Source organism: Microcoleus sp. Pol10D4 (genome assembly GCF_036701555.1).
Classification (GTDB): domain Bacteria; phylum Cyanobacteriota; class Cyanobacteriia; order Cyanobacteriales; family Microcoleaceae; genus Microcoleus.
Genome location: NZ_JAUBRA010000021.1, coordinates 19,477 through 39,757, shown reverse-complemented (window position 1 = coordinate 39,757; position 20,281 = coordinate 19,477). Strand labels below are relative to the sequence as shown.

Sequence of the window (20,281 nt, the reverse complement as noted above, 5' to 3'; positions counted from 1 at the left end):
GGAGAAGTCAAGAAAGATTGATTAATTAAGTTAGCAGTAAAGGCTTGAGCTTTGTTAGTATTAACTTGAAAAAGCTCAAGTCCGCAACTGCTAAACCTAGAGCAATTATGTGTATTGATCCTACCAAGATCGATCGACCTCTTGAAACCTGCGAAGCATTAGTAGCAGAGCAAAAAGCAAAAATTCGGCAACTTGAAGGGGATTTGCAGCAGCAGAGAGAATTGTGCCAGAAATTAGAAGCACAACTCAAAGCAGTCGAGAATGCTGGCTTTTCGGGTTCCGTAACTAAATTTGATATCACCGAGGACGATCGCATTCCGTTAATCGCCTCTCTGGAAAAAAGCCAAGAAATGTACCGAACTCTCATCAAACATTATCCGAATGGCTCGGTGTTTTTGTTTGATCGCGATTTGCGCTATACTCTGGTTGACGGCCAAGGTTTGGCAGTAGTTGGTTTGTCCAAAGAACTGTTGGAAGGCAAAACATTGTGGGAAGTATCCCCACCTGAAGATTTGCCACTTTTTGAGACTACATATCGCGCTGCTTTGGCAGGAAAAGAGAATACTTTTGAATATAAATACGGCAATCGCGTTTATTCCACAACAATCGCTCCCGTCAAAAACGACCAGGAAGAAATTTTTGCAGGCATAGTCGTTACTCAAGATATTACTGAAAAAAAACAGGCAGAAATAGCGCTGGAAGAAATCACAAATCAGCTCGAAATTAAATATCAAAAGCGCACTGAAGACTTGAGAACAGCCAACGAGCAATTGCAGGAAGAAATTCTCTCTCGCTGGCGCGCAGAAAAAGCTCTGCGGGAAAGCCAGGAACAGCTAGAATTGTTTTTCTCTCAATCTTTAGATGGCTTTTTCTTTATGATGCTGGACGAACCAGTGCAATGGGACGATAGCGTTGACAAAGAAAAAGTCTTGGATTACATATTTGCTAACGGGCGGGTAACGAAGGCAAATGATGCTTTGATAGGTCAATACGGGGGTACGAGGGAAGAGTTTATTGGTCGGACGCTTTACTCTTTTTTATCGCACAACTTGACTGGCGGCAGAAAGATAATAAGGCAATTTTTTGAGGCTGGCAGAATTCACCTCGAAAATGAAAATCGCAAGTTTGACGGGGTTCCATTTTGGGTAGAAGGCGACTATATTTGCATTTACGATTTCCACGGCAGAATCGTCGGGTATTTTGGCGCGCAGCGCGATATTAGCGATCGCAAAAAAGCAGAAGCAACCCTCAGAGATAGCGAAGAACGCTTTCGGGCCACCGTCGAACAAGCGGCAGTCGGCATTACCCACCCTGACGAAACAGGCCGCTATTTGCGAGTTAATCAAAAATTCTGCGAGATAGTGGGATATACTGCGAGCGAACTGCTGTCGCGAACTTGGATGGATGTTACTTACCCAGAAGATATAGATGCAGATTTAAAACAAAACAAAAAATTATTTGCCGGGGAAATTGACAGTTTTAAAATGGAAAAACGCTTGCTGCACAAAGACGGCACTGTAGTTTGGGTAAATATTACAGTATCGCTCATCCAAGAACCGCTGAGCAGGGCAATTTACAATGTAGTAGTGACAGAAGATATTAGCCATCGCAAAAAAACAGAAGCAGCGCTGAAAGAAAGCGAAGAAAGGTTCCGACAGCTAGCAGAAAACATTGAAAGCGTGTTTTGGATGGTAAACGTTCAACCCCAGGAAATTATTTATATCAGTCCGGCTTACGAAAAGATTTGGGGCAGAAGCTGCGCTGATTTGTATGCTTACGGGCGCTTTTTTGCAGATTCCCTCCATCCAGAAGATCGCGAGCGCGTTATTGCTAATTTAACTAGACAAATTGAGTTGGAAGACGAAATAGAATATCGAATTGTCAGGCCGGACGGCAAAATTCGCTGGATTCGCGATCGGGCTTTTCCGATTAGAAATCAATCTGGTAAAGTTTACCGCATCGTGGGCATTGCAGTAGATATTACCGCACGCAAACAGGCCGAAAAAACCATCCGCGAAAGTGAAGAACGCTTCCGCCAGTTAGCAGAAAATATCCAAGATTCCGTCTGGCTAATGTCTGCGGAATTCACCGATTTATTGTATCTGAGTCCAGCTTACGAACAAGTCTGGGGGCGCTGTCGGGAAGAACTGTATGCTGAGCCATTAAAAATGATGGAGTGGGTGCATCCAGAAGATAAACTCCTGTTGGCAGAGGCAATGGGGCGAGTGTTGCAGGGCGAGTCCACCAATACCGAATATCGGATTTTTCTGCCAGACGGCACAATTCGCTGGGTGTGCGATCGAGCTTTTCCCATTTACGACGAATCGGGCAAAATTTACCGCATCGCGGGTATTGGCGAAGATATCAGCGATCGCAAATTTACCGAAGCCCGCATCCAAGCAGCACTCCGCGAAAAAGAAGTATTGATCAAAGAGATTCACCACCGAGTCAAAAATAATATGCAGGTAATTTCCAGCTTGCTGCAACTTCAAGCTCAATATATTGAAGACGAACCGACGCTAGCTTTATTTGAAGAAAGCCAGACCCGTATCCATTCAATGGCTCTGATTCACGAGCAACTGTATCAATCCGAACATCTCGATCACATCGACCTTCCCCCCTACGTCGAAAACTTGGTTGCTAATTTGTATCAATCTTTTGGTTGCGGCAACACTGCCATCCAATTCAATCTCAACCTTGACCCAATTTATTTAAACATAGAAACAGCAATTCCTTGCGGTTTAATTATTAACGAAGTAGTTTCTAATTCCTTAAAATATGCTTTTAGCCAAAGTTTGGCAGGTGAAATTAACATAGAATTTAATGAATTAAGTTCTCAGGAACTCCAATTAATTATTCAAGATAATGGTAGCGGATTCCCGGCGGGTTTCGACGTAGAAAATGCTGAAACATTAGGATTGCGATTAGTGAGAATGTTGTCTTGCCAATTAGAGGCGAGTATTGCCATTGACAGTCAGTGTGGAACCTGCTATACTCTAATTTTTAAAGAGTTAAATTATCGGCAGCGCATTTAAGGAAAAATGAACCCTATAAAAATTTTGGTTGTCGAAGACGAAGTTATTGTAGCGCAAGACATAGCAGGCCGATTAAAAAAACTGGGATATGCAGTAACAGCTACAGTTTCTTCAGGAGAAGAAGCAATTCAAAAAGCTCTAGAAAACCCGCCCGATTTAGTGTTGATGGACATCGTGCTTAAAGGTGAAATAGACGGGGTAACAGCGGCCGAAAAAATCCGAACTAATAGGAATGTGCCCACAGTATTTTTAACAGCTTATGCCGACGATCAAACGCTGCAAAGAGCGAAACTTACAGACCCATTCGGTTATATTATCAAACCATTTCAACAAAATGATTTGCGGGTGGCGATCGAGATTGCCCTGCACAGACACGAAATCGAAACCAAGATGCGAGAATCTCTCAAAGCCGCGGAAGCAGTCAGAGAGTCGGTGGAAGAAAAATCGCACCGCCAAAACCAGTATATTTCAATGGCCGCTCACGAATTGCGGAACCCGCTCAACGCGATTTTAATTTCTGCGGAACTTCTGGATCTCGATCGAACTCGCAGCCGTGACGAATCCCAAGTTAGAACCCTGCGGCTGGTGCACTCAGCTACCCAAAAGATGAACCAGCTAATCGACGATATGCTGTTCATGGGCAGGGCAGAAGCAGGCCAACTCAAATGCAATCCATTACCGATAAATTTAGTCGAATTTTGTCACGACTTGCTCGCTCAATTGCAGTTAGGAAATGAAGCCAAGCACAAACTAACATTAATCTCCTCAGATGTTACCAGTGCAATATTAGATCAACAATTGCTGCACGGCATTATTTCTAACTTAATCGTCAACGCCATCAAATATTCCCCTAACGGCGGGCAAGTCACCTTGGAATTGGAATACCGTCAACCAGGCGAGGGAGACAAAGAAGCTATTTTCTGCTTATCTCCTCAGTGTTTGTTTGGCAATTCCCAATTTACAAATATTAACTCTCCCTCACTAATTCTGCGTATTCGAGACGAAGGTATCGGCATCCCAGAAACTGAAGTAGGGAAAATATTTGAAATGTTTTACCGCTGCAAGAATACGGGAAAGATTAAAGGTAATGGTTTAGGATTAACAATTGTTAAAAAAGCTGTGGAATTGCAAGGAGGGGCGATCGCCTGCGAAAGCAAAATGGGCATGGGTACAACCTTCACAGTCGCGCTTCCTTACGTTGCCCTTTCCTGTAAGACTCAACGAGAAACAAATTAAGGCGTTGCTGAATCAAGGTATGAATACCCCAGGAATGGGAATATCGTCAAACTTCAAGTAATGTATTAATAACTTAATAGAATGCTTGAGCATTTCCTCACATTTAGAATAACAAAGAGTCTTACGATGTAGCCGGGCCAAATAATGTCTTAGTCTGGTATTTTCCCCTTCTACTCGGGTCATATAAGTCTTGCTAATAATCTGATCCCCATCAGGAATAAACATGGGATATACAGACCATCCATCAGTTACATAAAAATAGCATTTCCATGCACTTACTTGGTCCCATAATGGTTCAAATGTCTTAGCGCTATGATCCCCTAATACCCATCCTAAAATTCCTGGTTTAAAGTGGTCAACCGCTGTCCACAGCCATATCCTGTCTGTTTTTTTTTTACATAAGTTTGTAATTCATCGAGCTCACCAACTTCTGGGATGACTTCAGGATCATAAACATCTGGCAACTGTTTTCCGACTTGTTTTACCCAATTTATTACTGTGGTATGATGAACACCCTTAACTCGTTCTATCGCCCGTAAACCCATACCATTGACATACATTTTTAGGCAATCACGTTTGATGGCCTCGCTATAACCTCGCTGGGGCTCATACTCATTGATGAATTGACGACCACATTGGACACAAATGTGATTCTGTTTTCCTTTTTTCTTGCCGTTTTTACGGATATGGGTTGATTTACATTCTGGGCATTGCATAAATTATTCCTCCTATTCATACTCTAACTCAGCAACGCCCAAATTAAATGCCACTACAAACACTAATCAAAGTGTTGCAAAATCCACTCTACCGCCACCGCTAAATTTGCTGCAATAAAATCCGGTTTAGTATGATGCTGATACTCCCCACTCAACACGCTTTCCCCGTAACCAGTCTGCACCAAAATGCCAGTACAGCCGGCATTGTGAGCCATATCAACATCAGTCGCTTTATCCCCCACCATAAAACTATTTCGCAAATCTAAATCCTGTTCCCAAGCGGCCGCTACCAACATCCCTGTATTTGGTTTTCGCCACGTTGTATACCGCGTAAATTCTGGATTGGTTCCGCCTTCGGCTGCGCTTAAATAAGGACAGTAATAAAGAGCATCTAACTTGGCTCCTGCTTCATTTTCTAATAACTGACAAAGGCGTTTGTGCAAAGCTTCAACGTGGCTAACCGGATAATAACCCCTCGCTGGACCCGATTGATTGGAAACCAAACAGCAAAATATTTCTTTGTCATTTAAACGGCGTACAGCTTGGGCTACTCCGGGGATTAAATGCAAATCTTCTACTTTGTGAATGTAACCTGCTTCGATATTGAGAACGCCATCTCTGTCAAGAAATACTGCTCGTTTCATTGTTGTATTGTTGCTTAAAAATAGGGTTTAGGGTGAGGATGCGGCAGTGTTAGTTGGTGTTAACTTAAGCCTAAAAACCTTTGTATCTATCGTTTAGAGTCGAGTCTAGATCCCCCTAAATCCCCCTTAAGAAGGGGAGTAGGGGTTGACTTTGAGTGTTCCAGTCCTCCTCTTTTTCCGCTTAGGACTTTGACTACTCTTGTCCCCCCCTTATTAAGGGGGGTTAGGGGGGATCGGGAAGACTGGACAAGGAAGACTATAGGCTGGCACAGCGAAAATCTATGTACGCTCGTCATTCTAAAATAGATTGTTTGCCTAACCATTCGCGGAAACTATCATGATACAAACTATAGCAAATTTCTCCTCCATTTTCTTGTTTATTTAAGAACTCGATCCAATTGTCTAACACTTTTTCAACATCGTATTCATCCTCATCAATTATATTGGATATCGCACTTACAGACAAACCTGCTGTCGCTCGTACCAAAACATTCAGCACAGACAACTCGATCGCCGATAAACCCTCACCTCTCATCCGCAGCCAGTGGTTTTGATAATACGCTGCTAAACCGGGAGGAAGTTCAGGGACAAGTGAGGACTCTCCCAGATTAGCATCGAGGTGTGAATTCTTGTTAATGGCAGGTAACATCTGACTCAGATACATGAAATTGTTTTCGCTGACAGTGGCGAGTTGTTGGCAGAATTCGGGTTGAGTTAAATCCGGTGCGGTTGATAGGTATTGCTGAATGTAGTTAAGGACATCTTCCCGATTTTGGGCGGGATAATCTCTTAAATCGAGAGTTTGAGAGGGGGTTTCAATTAACAAACCGGATTTCTCTCTCAAAAACGGGCGGCGGGCAAGGATAAAATAAGTACGATCGCCCAAATATCTCGGCAGATAAAACAGATTTGTGCTCGGAGGCTGACTGGTGCGGGCGATCGCGTCTACAGAATCAATGACTATTATCAACTTTTGGCGATCGTCTAATTTATCGCTAATTTGCTGAAGCAACAAAGACAGAAACCAACTCCCATCATCGGATTCGAGATTTTGAAGTTGAGATCTTAGCTTGAGGATTTCGGATGTTTCCCCATTGGCGGCAAGGTATTTGTCAATCAGTTGAGTGCAGACAGAAGGGAGAAAATCTTCAGCTCGATTTTTGCCCTCAACTGCAGCGTTGTAATAGATACTGCGAGGATGGGCCCTGACATATTGGGCGAGGATGGAACTTTTGCCGCAGCCGGGAGTGCCGACTATTGTGAAATAACCGCGGCTGTGGGAGTTCAGAAAGTCGGAAATAGCAGAAAAAACAAACTTGCGGCCTGCAAAATTCTCGGTTTTTTCTCGCAGGAGTTGCTGAAATTCTTTTGGGTAAGCAGCGGTAGAGATCGGAGTTGGCAGAGGTGAGGAATTCATGTTAGTTCCTCCATCCCTTCTAGCCGCAGGAAATAGGCGTGGCCGGATGCGTCGCCTGCGACAATTGTCAGCCCATCGGGTGCAATAGCGCAACAAATTATCTGGCTTTCACCTGTGAAACTGGCAATGACATTTCCATTTAACAAATCCCAGACGTTGAGGGTATTGTCATGTGAACCATAAATTACCCTCTTGCCATCAGCAGTGACTGCGACTGCATTTACCGAGTTGCTGTAACCTTTGAGACTAAACTCTTCCTCTCCAGTGGTTAAATCCCAAGCTTTGATGGTATCATCATATGAAGCAGAAATTGCCCTCTTGCTATCAGCACTGACCGTGACTACATTTACTGATTTGTTATGACCTGTGAGAGTAAACAGTTCATTTCCATTTGTTAAATCCCAGACTTTAAGGGTGTTGTCCCACGAACCAGAAATCACCCGCTTACTATCGGCAGTGACGGCAATTGCATTTACCGAGCCGCTGTGACCTGTGAGAGTAAACAGTTGCTCTCCAGTAGTTAAATCCCAGACTTTAATGGTTTTGTCCCACGAACCAGAAATTATCCGTTTTCCATCAGCAGTTACGGCTACTGCGTTTACCGTGTTGCTGTGACCTGTGAGAGTAAACAGTTCATTTCCATTTGTTAAATCCCAGACTTTGAGGTTGTTGTCCCACGAACCAGAAATTACCTGTTTGCCATCAGCAGTCACGGCTACCGCTTTTATCAAATTGCTTTTGAAAGTAAATTGTTCCTCTCCAGTGGTTAAATCCCAAACTTTGAGGGTTTTGTCAGAGGAACAAGAAACCGCCTTTTCGCCATTAGTAGTAATCGCAACAGCAGTTACATAATTGCTGTGATTGGTGAGAGTAAACAGTTCATTTCCAGTTGTTAAATTCCAGACTTTGAGAGTGTTGTCATCTGAACCAGAAATTGCCCGCTTGCCATCAGCAGTCACGGCTACTGCGTTTACCGATTCGCTGTGACCTGTGAGAGTAAACAGTTCATTTCCAGTTGTTAAATTCCAGACTTTGATAGTGTTGTCATCTGAACCAGAAATTGCCCGCTTGCCATCAGGAGTGACGGCTATTGCATTTACCAATTCGCTGTGGCTTGTGATAGTAAAAAGTTCATTTCCAGTTGTTAAATCCCAGACTTTGAAAGTGTTGTCATCTGAACCAGAAATTGCCCGCTTGCAATCAGCAGTGATGGTTATTACTTTGACCGATTTTTCGTTACCCTTGAGAGTAAACAGTTCATTTCCAGTTGTTAAATTCCAGACTTTGAGGGTGCTATCCAATGAACCAGAAATTCCCAGATTACTATCAGCACTTATGCCTACTACAGTTACCGATTTTTTGTGACCTTTGAGAGTAAACAGTTCATTTCCGGTTGTTAAATCCCAAACTTTGATGGTTTTGTCAGATGAACCAGAAATTGCCCGCTTGCCATCAGCACTTATGCCTACTACAGTTACCAGTTTTTTGTGACCTGTGAGAGTAAACAGTTCATTTCCAGTTGTTAAATCCCAAACTTTGATGGTTTTGTCAGATGAACCAGAAATTGCCCGCTTGCCATCAGCAGTGACAGCTACTGATTTTATCAATTTGGTGTGACCTCTGAGAGTAAACAGTTCCTTTCCAGTTGTTAAATCCCAAACTTTAATGGTGTTTTCTTCTGAAGCACAAATCGCCCGCTTGCCATCATTAGTGACGGTTACTGCATTTACCGAGTCGCTGTAACTGTTGAAGGTATAAAGTTCCTTTTCATTGGTTAAATCCCAAACTTTAATGGTGTTGTCTCTTGAACGAGAAATCGCCCGCTTGCCCTCAGCAGTGACGGCTACTGCATTTACCGAGTCGCGGTGACCTTTAAGAGTAAATAGTTCCTCTCCAGTTGTTAAATCCCAGACTTTAAGGGTTTTGTCAGATGAACCCGAAATTGCCCGCTTGTCATCAGAAGTGATGGCAACTGCATTTACCGATTCGCTGTGACCTTTAAGCGTGCGCAGAACTCCGCTGCCGGGGGGAGTGAAACAGGGTGTCAAAGGACGCAACCAAGGGACTGTTTTCTGATGCTTAGCTCCCTCCAGCATGGCTTGAATTTCTGGTATCTTCAAGTGTACCAACCGCCCCCACAATTGCTCTGCGAGTTGCGTCTTATCTCGCTCCAAAATATCGGCTGACATCCAAAATACCGATTGAATCAAGTTCAGAACTTTGACTTTTTCTGGATTGTACTTTGAGTGATTTAATGCTTCGTAATCGTCAACTAAATTAAAATCATCAATCAGTGCCTGCACCCCAAACTCAGGATGCTGAATCTTTGCAATTAGGAAGTTAAAATCCGTCAGCTTTTCATAATATTTTCCTAAATTTCCAGACTTGACATAATTTGGCAGTAAGCTGCCCAGATAAGCACGTTGATAGTAAAGTTTTTCGGCTGCTAACTTGTCAGCAAATTCTCCCATCTCACGCCATCCTCTTTTCTAAATACTCAGTAATCCGTTGATTTACTTCCCGAAAGAGCTTCCGCTTTGAATCCATCTCCCGTTTTGCTTTCAGAAAGTCAAGGAAACTAGCATGATAGATGGTGTAGCAGATTTCTCCGTCTACATTCTGCTTTTTCAAATACTCAACCCACTCATCTTCTAAAACCTGTGCCACCTCGCATTCATCCACTTCAGCAATTCCAGCAATCATCTCGCAGGGAATCGGCGTGCCAATCTCTAGTAAAATATACAAGACCATCTCCATCAATTGCCCTGGCTTAGCTTCCATCCCCATCCGCACCCAATGGTTTCGATAATACTCTTGCAGCCCGTCTGGCAGTTGTTTTAAACTCAAGTCATTGTAATCGCCGTTAGCAATTGCTGGCAAAACATACCGCAAATACATAAAATTGTTTTCGCTCTTATTTGCCACTTGCTTGACAAAATTTATCTCAGAAATGCTGCGGTTTTGAATCCAGTCTTTCAGTCCATATTTATAATCAGAATCGGCATTGAGAGCAAAGCGAATATATTCTTTAATATCATCTTGATTAAAAGTAACATACTTGTTGTCTCTTAAATCTAACTCTTTTACCAGAACTCCCGGAGATACGGAAAGCCGCTTTTTGCAGAGGTTATAGGGTCGCCTCGTCAGCAAGAAATAAACCCGATCTGGCAGAGTGGTCGGTAAATGTAAAAGATTTTCTCCCGCTTCTTGTTCGACTTCATCCAGTGCATCAACTGCAATTACCAAACGTTCGCCCAAAGTGAGTTTTCCCGCCACCTTTGTCAGTAAAGTTGGTAAATCGGCATCTTCTGAATTTGGCAATTGATAGCGGTCAATTAATTGCCGGCGAATGCTCTTCAAAAACAATTCTGGTCTGTTGCGACGTTCGACGAGAATATTGAAATAGCAGGGAGATTTATGTTCAGAGACGTATTTGGCAACGATCGAACTTTTGCCCATTCCCGCATCCCCGATGATTGTAAAATAACCGCAAGGATTTTCGGTGATAAATTGCTGAAAAGTTTCAAAAACAAATCGGCGACCGCAAAAGGTTTTAATCTTTTCTTCTATTAACGATCTAAATTCTTCTGGGTAGGGAGAGGAGTTAGAAGCTTGGGTAGCAACTACTGGTTGTGATGGTTGATAATACTTTTGTTTTAATTTAGTATGCAGAGTCCTCAACTTACCTGCACCTTGTTGGCTAGCAAGTTCAGGAAAACTATTTGAAAATTTCTTGTAAATCTCTCCCAATCGTTTTTTTACATTATCATCTGATGTGCTTAACTTCACTTGAAGCTTTGCCTGATTTAGCGGTGCTTTTTCAGGAGATAAGAGTGCTGATAATAATGTTTCTGTTTGTTCGGGAGATAACTCATGTATCCCAGATTCGCCTTTAAGAAATTCTTGCCAATCCATAGTTTAATTATACCTTGACTATACTTTGATTAGACCGACCTCTAATAGACCTAAGTTTATACCTCTGGTCAACTTCACTCAATTACAGTCATGCAATGATTTGATCAGAACACAAAAGCAATTATTGATAAACAAGAGAGGTCAGTCAAATGAATTTTAACTTATTCGGCAACTCGCAACCTGATGAAGATTATAGCGACATCACAGCAGAAATACTGGAAGAATGGCTGCGACAAGTTCGCCAAAGCTACAATGTCGCCCTTACCGTCATCGGTACATCGGCAATTCTTGCTTTTGCAGGTGTGGGACTTGTTTATGCTAATAAAGTTCAGGAAGGTGCTGTCACTACTGCCGCGGGAGGAGTGACAACTGTTGCCGCCACTCGGTTTGCCAACCAAAAAAAGAAGGAATTACAGCAGATGATGGAGCTTGTTGAAAAACGAAGAGCGAAAGAGGAATTACGGAAAATGATTCCTCGTCCCCAGGCTGCGCCTCCTGTGAAGCCCCGATAAGCGAGGCAGAGCCTCTAGATATGGGTTCCCAGGCTCTGCCTGGGAACCACCTAAATTGTAGGGACACGGCACTGCCGTGTCCTGACTTAGATATCCTAGTTTTTAGCCGCCCCAAACCTTCTTTAAAACCTCTTGAGGAGAGATGTCTGCCATTTTGCCAGTAGGAGATTTAATGCCCAAAAATCGATCGCTCTTTGGCAGCAATTTCGCCGGTTCAGTCGGGCCGAACAAAGCTATTGTATAAGTTTGAACCGCCACAGCTAAGTGCATCGGCGCACTGTCAGTACATATCATCAAATTAGCAGCAGCAATGGTGGCAGCCAACTTGCCGACATCATCCGGCGAGATAACTTTTACATTCGGACATAACTCGACTAACTTTGTCACGAAGTCTGCATCTTCGGGGCCTTTCACAACAACAACAGGCAAATTCGGCTGCCGCTGCTGACAGTCTTCGATGATTTGCTTCCACTTGTCTGTAGGGTAAATTTTGTCAATACCTTTAGACACAGCTAATTGACTGGAACCGCCGTGAATTAGAATGTAACCGCTTTCTTTTACGCCCAACCGCTGCTGTTCGGCTTCCGCCCACTGAATGTCCTGTTTTGGTACATTAATTGCGATCGCCGGACAAGGATTTGTAATGTTAAATCCTTGCAGCAAATCATGGTACATTGAAGCGGCATACTGTTCAGTTTTCAGCGGTACTGCAGCGGTGAGAAATCGAGCACCGTTGGTTCCCGAATAGCCAACTCTCTGCGGAATGCCGGTCAGCCACAGCAGCAGCCCTACAGTCCACCGCTGGCCTAGGGAAATCACTGCTTCGTATTCGCGATCGCGAATTACGCCCAGTAAATTGCCCAAATCTGCCATAGCGTTGCGGTCTTTGAAATTGTACGTCAAGACTTCTTTGACGGATTTGCAGACTCGGTAAGCACCCTTCGCCCTCGGTTCCACGATGACATCAATTTGCGCGTCGGGATAAGACTGCTTGAGGTCATCAAGAGTGGGGAAAAATAAAATTTGGTCGCCAATCCCGCCAGGGACAAGTGCTAGTATTCGCATCATAAACGATCGGGCTATTATTGATCGAGGTAGCTCTCAGAGATCGGCTCTCAACTATCAGCTTATAGTATTTCTAGACCTTAAAAGCTACTGGCTGACAGCTAAACAACTGACTCAAAAGTACAGGACGCTCTTATTATATATATCTAGTTGGGTTAAAAACGGTTAGTAAATGCACTTATTAATTCCTGCAGCGGGTTCGGGGCGACGGATGGGGAGTCAGCGGAACAAACTGCTGCTGACTTTGCTGGGAAAACCTTTGCTGAGTTGGACTTTGGCTGCTGCTGAAGCTTCGCAGCACATTAGCTGGATTGGCATCATGGGCCAGCCAGACGATTTTCCTGATTTTAAAGCAATTCTGAGCGATTTATCTTTGGTCAAGCCCGTGGAACTGATTAAAGGAGGCGCCACCAGGCAAGAGTCAGTTTACAACGGTTTGCAGGCTTTGCCTCCGTCGGGCGATCGAGTGTTGATTCACGACGGCGCGAGGTGTTTGGCAACTCCTGAATTGTTCGATCGATCTGCAGAGGCTCTGTTGGGCTGTCCGGGCTTGATTGTCGCCGTCCCGGTCAAGGATACGATTAAGGTGGTAGATGAGCGTCGGATCGTGCGAGACACCCCAGACAGAAGCAATTTGTGGGCAGCCCAGACTCCCCAAGGATTTGAAGTGAAATTGTTAAAGCAGTGTCACGAAGAAGGGCGACAAAAAGGTTGGGAAGTTACCGACGATGCAGCTTTGTTTGAAAAATGCGGTTTACCAGTGCAAATTGTGGAGGGAGAAGAGACGAATTTGAAAGTCACAACGCCCGTTGATTTAGCACTAGCGGAATTTATTTTGCGGCAGAGAACAGAGCAGAGTAAATAGAATTTGTTGACTATTTTTAAGAACGAGCAAGATGCCCGTTCCTTCCACAATCAATAATTTGTTATTTGTGGAACAGGCATCTTGCCTGTTCCTTATGTTATCTTAGAAATCTCATAGCGGGAAGTAAAAAATATGATTTCTGTTGCGCCGATCGCACCACCGTTACCCATAGGCGAACAGCGAGTGGTGTTTAGAAATATTACTTGGCAGGGTTATCAACAACTGCTACAGATTTTGGGCGATAAACGAGCGGCTACATTGATATTCGACCGAGGGATTTTAGAAATTACCATGCCTTTAGAAGAACACGAATTTTCGGCACGCTTAATCGAACGACTGATTATTATTTTGGCTGTAGAGTTAGGTTTAAAAATCAAAACAATGGGTTCGACAACCCTCGATCGATCGGACTTAGAGCGCGGTGCAGAACCAGATAATGCCTATTACATCCAAAATCAGCCCCTCGTAGCCGGTCGTACAGTAGATTTAGCAACAGATCCGCCACCCGATTTAGTCGTAGAAATAGATATCACCCATACCGATATTAACAAGCCAGCTCTCTATGCCAGTATGGGAGTACCGGAATTTTGGCGTTACAATGGTAGAGAATGGCGAATTTATAAGCTAGAGAATGATGAGTATTTGGAAGTATCGGTCAGCCCCACTTTTGCGATACTTCCCAAGTCCAAGCTCTACGAATTTTTAGCCGCAGCGCAGGTAGATGAAGTAGAAGCGGAGGTGAATTTCCGCAACTGGGTGAGAGAGATGACGAATATTAATACAAGTGGAGGATAAAAGCAATGGAATATAGCGGTACATGGCGGATCACAGAGATGGCAATGTGGGATAGTGATTATTTGGACATGGAAGTTGAAGCCTATATCGAGATTGATGAAACAGGTTCAGGAGAATTTCAATTCGGTTTAGTATCAGGTGAAATTGACGGCGAAGTCGTAAAAGATGGAAAGGATCAGCGATTTGAGTTTACATGGGACGGTAATGATGAGAACGATCCTGCATCTGGTAGCGGTTGGCTCAAATTAAAGGATAAAAACTCGGTAGATGGTCGAATCAAATTGCACCAAGGCGACAGTTCTAGTCTTGTTGCAAAACGCATGAAATAGGCAATCAGCAATCGTACTATTTTATGCGAGATTTTTTAACTGCAGGTGAACGCAGATATACGCAGATAAAATCCCATCCGCGTTCATCTGTGTTCATCTACGGTAACAAAATCCAACTCTAACCAATAACCAATAACAACTGACTGAGGTTTCTCATGAAGGATTAATCGGAAACTCGCCCTCACTATCAACCTCTATCGCACTTTTAACTAAATCCAAAAACGCAAACACGGCCGGAATCAACAACCCATCCCTCAAAACAGCCACCCCAATTACCCTTTCAAAATCCGCCGGTAAACTGCAAACTTTCACCGAAGTAGGTATCGGTTCCGCAGCCAAACGCGGCAGAATTGCTGTACCCAAACCTTGCATCACCATACTGACAATAGTTGAATCTTCGCTGAGTTCGTAAGCAATATTTAAGGGAAACCCCGAAGTTGTCAAATATTTTCGCAGCGGTACAGAACAAGAATTTTCGACCGGCTGCAAAATCAACGGATAAGCCGCTAATTCTTTCCAGGTAATCTTATCACTTGACAATTTGGCAGTTGGCGGCAGCAATACAACATATTTATCCCGCAAAATTTCTCTAGTTTCAAATTCATCGGAGATGGGAAGGGAAACAAAACCAATGTCTGCTTTGCCCGATCGCAAAGCCTCTTCCACAGCTTGGGTATAATAAACTTCGGTAATGCTAACCGTAATTTTGGGAAAGCAACTGCGAAATTTAGCAATAATACCCGGTAGGATATGAGTTGCAACACTCCGAAAAGTAACTATCCGTACCTGGCCTCCCTGCAAACCTTTTTCTAAATCCGCTTCTTTGACCATCATTTCTAAGGCGCAGGCTATTTGACGCCCGTGACTCACTACCCTTTCCCCCACCGGCGTCAGTTGAGCACCGTGTCGCCCTCGGTGGAACAATTGCACTCCCAATTCTGTTTCTAAAGAGGCGATGGCGTGGCTGATGGCGGATTGGGACAGTTCCAATTGCAAAGCCGCCTCGCTAAAGTTTTCACAGTCTGCTACAGCTATCAAAGCTTGAATCTGAGAGAGTTTCATCCGCCGCGTATTGATTTCGTTCATAGCGTTTGTGCCAGTAGTACCCAAATTGTCACAAGGGCTTCGATATATCGATTTTATTCATACAACCTATGCAAGTAATGCTTTGATTGTCAATTGCCTGAGAGTTAAGGTTAATTTATCAGGTAACAGATAGACTTTTACAGAAATTGCACGACAACCATATTGTGCTGTAATTGCGATGAAATTATTGCAGTTAAAAGCTATTTTTTGTAATTTTATTAGTGCAGTTTGTGTAGGAGTTATCACTTTAAGGTGTTGGCTATGTCTACTTACAAAAGTCGGATAAATCCCCGAATAATGAGGTTTTTTTGGATAGCCGATCGAGCTAAACCATCCGAAAAACAGAAAGGGCAATCTCTCTTTTCAGCTATAAATCAAATTGGGCAGTTTTTGCTCTACCTCATTTCTGGTCAGGACGAACTGAGAATTTGGCAGACGTGCGATCGCTATGGTAACACTTGGTGGCACGGTTGCGATCGGGCGACTGGTCGTTCTACCTGCGTGGCGACGGATGATGAAATGCGCGCTTGGCTCGATCGGCGTTATTGCCAATAGTAGTGTTTGGGTTGCGTGGAAAAAAAGTGAAATACAGTCCTCAATTAGCAATTACCAATTAGCAATTACCAATTACAAAGTAGGAGATGCTATGCTTCAAATATCTTGCGAATGTGCAGCGCCTGTTAGCGGAGCTCTCGAAGAGGACCGCATTATTCTGATGGAAAACGAGGTATACAGATTGCCTCAAACTCATCGAGAAATTCAAGTTTTGTCAGGAATTGCTTGGATCACGCTTGACCAACAGGACATCATCTTACAAAGCTCTGAACAAGCATCGCTTCCACCCAGCAAAAACTTTGCTCTCATATCCGCTCTCAACAATATGCCGCTGATTATGGCAGTCTGGCAAGACAAAAACCCAGTCAGAACCTAGAGATTGAGAAAAAATTTGGCAGGAACACCCCAAAAAGCTCTATCTTAATAGGTATAACTTGGCTATTGGAGGACTCGATCGGTGTACAGCCGCTCTTACCACTTCCGCTATCTCGCAGCTATAAGTATTCTCTTATCGCCCGCACTCACCTTGCTAGCAATTTCAGACGCCCGGGCTTATGCCCCAATTATAAATGCGAGGGGCGTCCAAACGAGCGACCACGCTCAGGCAACTGACCCCAAAACGCAAGCAGACGAACTCTTTGAAACAGGAGTAAAACAGCACCGCGAGGGTTTGTTTCGAGAAGCAATCGAAACTTTTGAGCAAGTTCTGGCAATTCGCAAGCAACTAGGCGACCAAGCGGGAATCGGAGAAACCCTCAATAATATGGGGGAAGTTTATGGCGAAATGGGTTTGAGACCCGAAGCTTTGGAAGTTTTGCGGCAAGCTTTAGTCATTCACCGAGAAATCAGCGGAGGGCGTCGTATCGCGCGCACTCTCAATCTCATAGGTTTCGTCAACCGGACTGGGGACAATTTTTCCGAAGCGATGAAACTGCACCAAGAAGCTTTGGAACTTGCCAAAACTACCGACGACCAAATTGAAATTGGAGAATCCCTCCACAACATCGCGGCCGTGTACGCAGAACAGGCAGATTACGCCAAGGCGATCGAATTTTATCAGCAAGCGCGGACGATTCGCACGGCTGTCGGCGATCAGCGCGATTTAGGTCGTACCCTCAATAACATGGGCGGCGTCTACTACAACATCGGCGACTTTAATAGAGCGATGGAATTTTACCACCAAGCTTTAGCAATTCGCCGGGAAATCGGAGACAGGGCTGGCGTCGGCCGCCTCCTCAATAACATGGCACTTACCTCCCGCAAACTCGGCAAAGATACTCAAGCGCTGATCTATTTTCAGCAAGCAATACCGATGTTAGAAGCAATCGGCGACAAGACAAGTATCGGACGCTTGCTCAACAATATGGGCGCAATTCATGAAAGTCTAGGTCAATATGCTGAAGCTCTCGAATCCTACGAGGGAGCTTTAAAAATTGCCCGTGAGGGCGGTGACAAAGCCGGAGAAACTACAGCGATGGAGGGCATTAAGCGATTGTCTTCAAGTCAGCTTGTACCGCAATAAGGAGAGTTAAGCGGTTCCGCATCGGGCGTGAAGATTGGAAGCGATCGACTTTGGCGACGATTTTGCATTCATCTGCAAGTCGTTGTATAATTACTTGCCAAAAATATATAACTCAAAAAGACGAAAAAGGCTTCAGGGGCGCTATAATTTGATTAATATGGCGCTTGCAAGATAGAAACAGTTTCTGTAGTAATTCGTCTGCCAGAGCGGCTGCACAACACTTAATCTAAGCTATGGATATCCGTATCGAAAAACTAGAAGATTTAGAAGCTGTTCGCAACATTAATATTGCGGCATTCGGGCGGCAAAATGAGGCAAATCTAGTCGATCGATTGCGGGGAATTGCATCTACATTTTCCTTCGTTGCGGTACAATCCGATCGCATTGTCGGACACATTTTCTTCAGTCCGGTTGTCGTCGAAGGAAAATGTTCTAGGAATTTGTCGATTCAGGGGTTGGCCCCAGTCGCAGTTCTTCCCGAATATCAGCGGCAAGGTATAGGAACGCTGCTGATTCAGGAAGGTTTAAAAGAGTGCGGGCGATCGGGAGTTCAGGCAGTAGTTGTGCTTGGTCATCCAGATTTTTATCCGCGTTTTGGGTTTATTCCTGCTAGTAGAAAGAGTTTAAAATGTGAATATGATGTGCCCGATGAAGCGTTTATGGTGTTGGAGTTAGAAAGTGGAGCCTTGCAGGATTGCAGCGGAACGGTGAAGTATCGATCGGAGTTTAGTCTATGCGAGTAATATTAATTCCGCCCTTCATCGGAATTATTCATCTCTCTCTGATCTCCCTCTGCATTCTCTGCGTTCTCTGCGGTTCAATCATTCCGATGCAACCGGAACTGATCTGACGAAGTGGCGGTTTTTATTGTGATGTATCGTAAAGAATTATAAAAATAACATTTAGTAGTCACAGTGGAAAGCGGTTGTGCTGTACTTGCCTTTGTGAAGCATAAAAACTGTACAACTATTGTCCAGCAAAGTTATTTAAACGCCCGCTTTTCCCTTCTCCCCTTTTGCACCTTGCAAAGCAAAAATCGGAGTTTGAGCAGATTTCCCCTTCAGAGAAACAGCTCCCAAAGCCTCGCAAATGAAGTTTAGCTCGATCGACTCAAACACCCTTTCACCAATCAAAATTTGGTTTTCCCCCGCCTTGCTCATCAACCGAGCCGCCGTATTCACCGTATCGCCGAGGATATTAAACTCCCTGCGCCCTCGCGGTTCCCCAACCTCAGCAGCAAACACCGGCCCCAGGGATAGCCCAATTTGACAACTTACTTTTACTTCTTCACCCGCGATAATTACCAGAGGCAAACCTGCAATCATATCTCGGATCGCAATCGCCGCACTAGCTGCGCGGCTGGCGTCATCAGTGTGAGCGTCGGGCACGCCAAAATAAATCAGCATATCCGAACCGTCTAAGTGCGCCGTTACTTTCTGCAACACGCCCCCTTTAGCTGAGACTACAGCATCGATCGACGCAAACACCCGAGAAAAACCCACTACCAGATTGACTTCTTCCTCCGGCGAAGCTTTCTCCACAGACTCCGGTAAACCAATCAAGTTGACAAACATCACCGTCGGTTCAGGAAAATCCGGTGGTATTTTCCGCCTGTCTGCATTTTCCACCAGCAGTCTCAGGATAGTTTTGGGAATATAACTAGCAAGGGGTTCAAGCCGCTTCACAGCTTCCCCGATTTCTTTTACCAAGCCCGCAACGCTGCGATCGAGCAATACCGAACTCGGCATCCGCCGCCCAGTCAAAGTGATATCATACTCTCCGAGTCGATCGTCCGTGAAATCATCCGCCACCAAAAAATAACCCGGTTTCCCAACTTCAAAACGAAATTGTTGTCCCAAAGACTCTCTAGCAGTTTCAGTCACACACACCCGCCCCACAGTCCCAGAACCCTCAGCTTGCTTGGCTTGCTGGACTGAATGCCCCAGCAGTACGTGAGCCATCCGCAGCGGCGTACCGATGTCAGCACTAATATAGCGGCCGCAGTGGATACCCACCCGCATCCTCAAAGACAAAACACCCCGCGCCGTTTCAATATTGGCAAATTGAGCCATCGCCCGCTGCATCCGCAAACCCGCCCGCACCGCCCTCGCTGTATCCTCTTGGTAAATTCCTGACAGAAACTGCACCAGCATCGCATCTCCGGTAAACTCCAGCAAATCCCCGCCCGATTTGCTAACAATTTCAATCATCGAGGCAAAATAGTCGTTAATCACGCCCAGCAGCGTTTCAGCTCCCTTGCGCCCCTGGGCCGCGTTCGCTTCCAACAGCGAGGTAAACCCTTCCAAATCGGTGAACAGCAAGGTGCCTGTTTGCCACTGGTAGCGCACCTCGCCGGGGCTGGGCGGAGATTCGGACACTGTCCTGGGTACGTAGTCGTGGAGGATGTAGCGCAGAGTTCGCAGGTGATCGAAAACCCCCATTAGCGTTGCGGGGGACGGATCTACCCACGCAGCAGCGTACAGTTGGGCGGAAAGGAGCGATCGCAGTCGCAGTTCGATCGCAGCCAAGGGAGGATTGTAGGTTAATCTATTAATAATTTCCACCTAAGTTTATTCTTAAAAAATAAGG

Annotated in this window: 18 protein-coding genes; 10 read left to right on the top strand and 8 right to left on the bottom strand. The window is 44.6% G+C overall.

Annotated features, from left to right (window positions below; all coding sequences use genetic code 11):
* The first annotated feature begins 107 nt into the window (after nt 1–107).
* Together QUA36_RS13135 and QUA36_RS13130 are read left to right on the top strand one after the other, a co-directional pair.
* Entirely contained in the window at nt 108–3,035 is a 2,928-nt protein-coding gene (locus tag QUA36_RS13135; protein WP_333457892.1) for a PAS domain S-box protein, read from the top strand.
* 6 nt (nt 3,036–3,041) lie between these two features.
* A complete protein-coding gene (locus tag QUA36_RS13130; RefSeq protein ID WP_333457890.1) occupies nt 3,042–4,271 on the top strand; it encodes an ATP-binding protein in 1,230 nt (409 codons plus the stop codon).
* Nucleotides 4,272–4,283: 12 nt separating this feature from the next.
* On the opposite strand, the gene QUA36_RS13125 is transcribed toward QUA36_RS13130, so the two are convergent.
* From QUA36_RS13125 to QUA36_RS13105, 5 genes are all read right to left on the bottom strand, one after another.
* A protein-coding gene (locus QUA36_RS13125; protein WP_333181338.1) for an IS1 family transposase occupies nt 4,284–4,987 on the bottom strand; the annotation gives its coding sequence in 2 pieces (ribosomal slippage) (nt 4,284–4,666 and nt 4,666–4,987; 705 coding nt in all).
* Nucleotides 4,988–5,049: 62 nt separating this feature from the next.
* Entirely contained in the window at nt 5,050–5,631 is a 582-nt protein-coding gene (locus QUA36_RS13120) for an HAD family hydrolase (protein WP_333457888.1), read from the bottom strand.
* A gap of 292 nt (nt 5,632–5,923) precedes the next feature.
* Entirely contained in the window at nt 5,924–7,048 is a 1,125-nt protein-coding gene (locus QUA36_RS13115) for an ATP-binding protein (RefSeq protein ID WP_333457886.1), read from the bottom strand.
* Entirely contained in the window at nt 7,045–9,519 is a 2,475-nt protein-coding gene (locus tag QUA36_RS13110) for a WD40 repeat domain-containing protein (RefSeq protein ID WP_333457884.1), read from the bottom strand. Before QUA36_RS13110 ends, QUA36_RS13115 begins: the two co-directional genes overlap by 4 nt.
* A 1-nt stretch (nt 9,520) precedes the next feature.
* Nucleotides 9,521–10,963, bottom strand: coding sequence for a transcriptional regulator (locus QUA36_RS13105; protein ID WP_333457882.1), 1,443 nt, complete (start codon nt 10,961–10,963; stop codon nt 9,521–9,523).
* A gap of 149 nt (nt 10,964–11,112) precedes the next feature.
* Here QUA36_RS13105 and QUA36_RS13100 point away from each other — a divergent pair, with 149 nt between their 5' ends.
* Nucleotides 11,113–11,475 carry a TRADD-N-associated membrane domain-containing protein gene (locus tag QUA36_RS13100; RefSeq protein ID WP_333457880.1) on the top strand — a complete coding sequence of 121 codons (363 nt, stop codon included), beginning with the start codon at nt 11,113–11,115 and terminating at the stop codon, nt 11,473–11,475.
* A 102-nt stretch (nt 11,476–11,577) separates the two neighbouring features.
* On the opposite strand, the gene QUA36_RS13095 is transcribed toward QUA36_RS13100, so the two are convergent.
* Nucleotides 11,578–12,540: a glycosyltransferase family 9 protein gene (locus tag QUA36_RS13095; protein ID WP_333457947.1), complete on the bottom strand. Its 963-nt coding sequence runs from the start codon at nt 12,538–12,540 to the stop codon at nt 11,578–11,580.
* Nucleotides 12,541–12,712: 172 nt separating this feature from the next.
* Here QUA36_RS13095 and ispD point away from each other — a divergent pair, with 172 nt between their 5' ends.
* The 3 genes from ispD (at nt 12,713) to QUA36_RS13080 (ending at nt 14,529) form a co-directional block, all read left to right on the top strand.
* Nucleotides 12,713–13,405, top strand: a complete 693-nt coding sequence (gene ispD / locus QUA36_RS13090) for a 2-C-methyl-D-erythritol 4-phosphate cytidylyltransferase (protein ID WP_333457879.1) — start codon at nt 12,713–12,715, stop codon at nt 13,403–13,405.
* A 132-nt stretch (nt 13,406–13,537) separates the two neighbouring features.
* Nucleotides 13,538–14,200, top strand: coding sequence for a Uma2 family endonuclease (locus QUA36_RS13085; protein ID WP_333457877.1), 663 nt, complete (start codon nt 13,538–13,540; stop codon nt 14,198–14,200).
* Between the two features lie 5 nt (nt 14,201–14,205).
* The gene (locus tag QUA36_RS13080) at nt 14,206–14,529 is read left to right on the top strand and encodes a hypothetical protein (RefSeq protein ID WP_333457875.1); all 324 of its coding nucleotides are present in this window, start codon (nt 14,206–14,208) and stop codon (nt 14,527–14,529) included.
* Nucleotides 14,530–14,682: 153 nt separating this feature from the next.
* Here the strand turns inward: QUA36_RS13080 and QUA36_RS13075 are convergent, their stop codons facing one another.
* Complete coding sequence (locus QUA36_RS13075) at nt 14,683–15,615, bottom strand: LysR family transcriptional regulator (RefSeq protein WP_333457873.1); 933 nt, start codon at nt 15,613–15,615, stop codon at nt 14,683–14,685.
* A gap of 261 nt (nt 15,616–15,876) precedes the next feature.
* Here QUA36_RS13075 and QUA36_RS13070 point away from each other — a divergent pair, with 261 nt between their 5' ends.
* The 4 genes from QUA36_RS13070 to QUA36_RS13055 all read left to right on the top strand — a co-directional run bounded on the left by QUA36_RS13070 (nt 15,877) and on the right by QUA36_RS13055 (nt 18,435).
* A complete protein-coding gene (locus tag QUA36_RS13070; protein WP_333457871.1) occupies nt 15,877–16,170 on the top strand; it encodes a hypothetical protein in 294 nt (97 codons plus the stop codon).
* 91 nt (nt 16,171–16,261) lie between these two features.
* The gene (locus QUA36_RS13065) at nt 16,262–16,546 is read left to right on the top strand and encodes a hypothetical protein (RefSeq protein ID WP_333457870.1); all 285 of its coding nucleotides are present in this window, start codon (nt 16,262–16,264) and stop codon (nt 16,544–16,546) included.
* An 81-nt stretch (nt 16,547–16,627) separates the two neighbouring features.
* On the top strand, nt 16,628–17,692 hold the full coding sequence (locus QUA36_RS13060) for a tetratricopeptide repeat protein (protein WP_333454376.1): 1,065 nt from the start codon (nt 16,628–16,630) through the stop codon (nt 17,690–17,692).
* A gap of 233 nt (nt 17,693–17,925) precedes the next feature.
* Nucleotides 17,926–18,435, top strand: coding sequence for an N-acetyltransferase (locus QUA36_RS13055; RefSeq protein WP_333457868.1), 510 nt, complete (start codon nt 17,926–17,928; stop codon nt 18,433–18,435).
* A 243-nt stretch (nt 18,436–18,678) separates the two neighbouring features.
* Here QUA36_RS13055 and QUA36_RS13050 read toward each other — a convergent pair whose 3' ends face one another.
* The gene (locus tag QUA36_RS13050; RefSeq protein ID WP_333457866.1) at nt 18,679–20,256 is read right to left on the bottom strand and encodes an adenylate/guanylate cyclase domain-containing protein; all 1,578 of its coding nucleotides are present in this window, start codon (nt 20,254–20,256) and stop codon (nt 18,679–18,681) included.
* Nucleotides 20,257–20,281 lie beyond the last annotated feature (25 nt).

What these genes read in the sequence shown, in the direction of transcription:
- QUA36_RS13065 (WP_333457870.1), top strand. Translation starts at nt 16,262, where the DNA reads ATGCTTCAAATATCTTGCGAATGTGCAGCGCCTGTTAGCGGAGCTCTC.
- ispD (WP_333457879.1), top strand. Translation starts at nt 12,713, where the DNA reads ATGCACTTATTAATTCCTGCAGCGGGTTCGGGGCGACGGATGGGGAGT.
- QUA36_RS13080 (WP_333457875.1), top strand. Translation starts at nt 14,206, where the DNA reads ATGGAATATAGCGGTACATGGCGGATCACAGAGATGGCAATGTGGGAT.
- QUA36_RS13135 (WP_333457892.1), top strand. Translation starts at nt 108, where the DNA reads ATGTGTATTGATCCTACCAAGATCGATCGACCTCTTGAAACCTGCGAA.
- QUA36_RS13075 (WP_333457873.1), bottom strand. Translation starts at nt 15,615, where the DNA reads ATGAACGAAATCAATACGCGGCGGATGAAACTCTCTCAGATTCAAGCT.
- QUA36_RS13115 (WP_333457886.1), bottom strand. Translation starts at nt 7,048, where the DNA reads ATGAATTCCTCACCTCTGCCAACTCCGATCTCTACCGCTGCTTACCCA.
- QUA36_RS13110 (WP_333457884.1), bottom strand. Translation starts at nt 9,519, where the DNA reads ATGGGAGAATTTGCTGACAAGTTAGCAGCCGAAAAACTTTACTATCAA.
- QUA36_RS13105 (WP_333457882.1), bottom strand. Translation starts at nt 10,963, where the DNA reads ATGGATTGGCAAGAATTTCTTAAAGGCGAATCTGGGATACATGAGTTA.
- QUA36_RS13100 (WP_333457880.1), top strand. Translation starts at nt 11,113, where the DNA reads ATGAATTTTAACTTATTCGGCAACTCGCAACCTGATGAAGATTATAGC.
- QUA36_RS13055 (WP_333457868.1), top strand. Translation starts at nt 17,926, where the DNA reads ATGGATATCCGTATCGAAAAACTAGAAGATTTAGAAGCTGTTCGCAAC.
- QUA36_RS13095 (WP_333457947.1), bottom strand. Translation starts at nt 12,540, where the DNA reads ATGCGAATACTAGCACTTGTCCCTGGCGGGATTGGCGACCAAATTTTA.
- QUA36_RS13070 (WP_333457871.1), top strand. Translation starts at nt 15,877, where the DNA reads ATGTCTACTTACAAAAGTCGGATAAATCCCCGAATAATGAGGTTTTTT.
- QUA36_RS13120 (WP_333457888.1), bottom strand. Translation starts at nt 5,631, where the DNA reads ATGAAACGAGCAGTATTTCTTGACAGAGATGGCGTTCTCAATATCGAA.
- QUA36_RS13085 (WP_333457877.1), top strand. Translation starts at nt 13,538, where the DNA reads ATGATTTCTGTTGCGCCGATCGCACCACCGTTACCCATAGGCGAACAG.
- QUA36_RS13130 (WP_333457890.1), top strand. Translation starts at nt 3,042, where the DNA reads ATGAACCCTATAAAAATTTTGGTTGTCGAAGACGAAGTTATTGTAGCG.